Source organism: Vibrio minamisatsumaniensis, assembly GCF_050337445.1.
Classification (GTDB): Bacteria; Pseudomonadota; Gammaproteobacteria; order Enterobacterales; family Vibrionaceae; genus Vibrio; species Vibrio artabrorum.
This window is the reverse complement of the sequence record NZ_JAKJSY010000165.1, coordinates 1-1,700: the sequence shown is the minus strand read 5'-3', so window position 1 is coordinate 1,700 and position 1,700 is coordinate 1. Positions and strand designations below refer to the sequence as shown.

1 protein-coding gene and 1 pseudogene are annotated in these 1,700 nt (G+C 42.3%); both read left to right on the top strand.

Annotated elements, in window-relative coordinates; all coding sequences use genetic code 11:
- Window positions 1-62 precede the first annotated feature (62 nt).
- Window positions 63-1,213, top strand: a protein-coding gene (locus L4B77_RS19905) for an IS3 family transposase (protein ID WP_429752585.1) whose coding sequence is annotated in 2 segments (ribosomal slippage) — window positions 63-306 and window positions 306-1,213 — 1,152 coding nt in all. Because the reading frame shifts where the segments join, the coding sequence is not laid out codon by codon here.
- A gap of 34 nt (window positions 1,214-1,247) precedes the next feature.
- Window positions 1,248-1,700 (top strand): annotated as a pseudogene (locus tag L4B77_RS19900) (GGDEF domain-containing protein); the annotation flags it as partial.

Sequence of the window (1,700 nt, the reverse complement as noted above, 5' to 3'; positions counted from 1 at the left end):
TGATCCGCACCAGAAGTTTTGGACACCGAGTTAAGTGAGTACAATCACTAACGAGGTGAACAATGACAACTAAGAAAACACGAATCAAACATGCTCCTGAATTTAAAGCCGAAGCGCTTAAGTTAGCAGAGAAAGTCGGTGTCTCTGCTGCCGCACGACAGCTTTCGCTATATGAATCTCAAATTTATGGGTGGCGTAAAGCCGTCAAAAAAGATGCGAAAATCAGCGATAGAGAAAGGGAGCTCGCCACTGAAAATGCCAAACTCAAACGATTATTGGCAGAGCAAGCTGAAGAGCTAGATATCGTAAAAAAGGCCGCCACCTACTTCGCGAAAAATCTAAAGTAGATTGCTATGAGTTTATGCTCGAACACCTGTTGCAATATAGGATTGTCCGTATGGCTAAGGTGTTTGGGGTTTCTCGAAGTGGGTTTTATTATTGGATTGATAATCGCCATAAAGTCACTCAACGCAACGAGCACCGCAAGCAGCTTGATAACAAAGTTCGAGAAGTCTTTGGTGATAAAAAGGAACGCGACGGTGCAAGGCGCATTCAAAAAGAACTTGAGGCAAATGGTAATAAGCACGATGTAAAAACCATTGCCGCGAGCATGAAGCGCCAGAGCTTAGTCGCGAAGGCCGCCCGTAAGTTCAAATGTACGACAGACAGTAAGCATAGGCTTCCTGTAGCCCCGAACTTGCTTGAGCAAGATTTCAATGCGACAGCACCGAACCAAAAATGGGCAGGAGATATTACCTATCTAGCGACAAGCGAAGGTTGGATGTATTTAGCCGTTATTATCGACCTGTACTCACGGCAAGTCGTTGGTTGGTCAATGAGCACCAGAATGACCGCAACTCTGGTCTGTGATGCACTATCAATGGCATTGTTCCGCAGAGGCATGCCAGAAGACGTGATTATCCATAGTGATAGAGGTAGCCAATATTGCTCAAAAGACTACCGAGATTTAATCGCAGCTCATAATCTAAAACAAAGCATGAGTAGGAAGGGGAATTGTTGGGATAACGCCTGTGTTGAAAGCTTTTTCCACTCAATGAAAGTAGAAGCCGTCCAATACGAGCCGATAATGACCCGAGAAGAGATGCGCCAAGCGCTTTTTGAATACATTGAAGTTGATTATAATCGAACAAGAAGGCACAGTGCTCTTGGGTATCTAAGCCCAGTTAACTTTGAAAAACAATATGTAGCTTAATGCGGTGTCCAGTCTAACTGGAGCAGATCAATCCATGTTCGTCATCGGCATCGGCACGACTTTGTTGAGCCTGAGAGGGATCATTCCCGACTTTATGAGTATTATTGTTGCAAATGTTACTATTGCTTATGGTTTCCATATAGTGCTGCATAGTTTGACTCTTTTTCGTTGCCATTCACGTCATATTATTCATTACAGTCGAATAGCGTTGCTTTTAGTGTTAGTGAGTTTTATCTATTTTACGTATTACGAACATTCGGTACAAAATCGGATTGTTGTTATTAGCCTGTACTTGGCTTTCTCAACCGCAAGCTCTGCAATCGTCATATTGAATGGAAAAAAGAATGACCTTTCACTCGCTGTCAATATGATGGCATTACCCTTCGTTATTTATAGTCTCTTTATGATTTTTCGAGCGGTAAAAACCCATTTCATATTGAATGAGCTTAATCGTTTTATTAACGTTAACTACTTGAATGAATATACG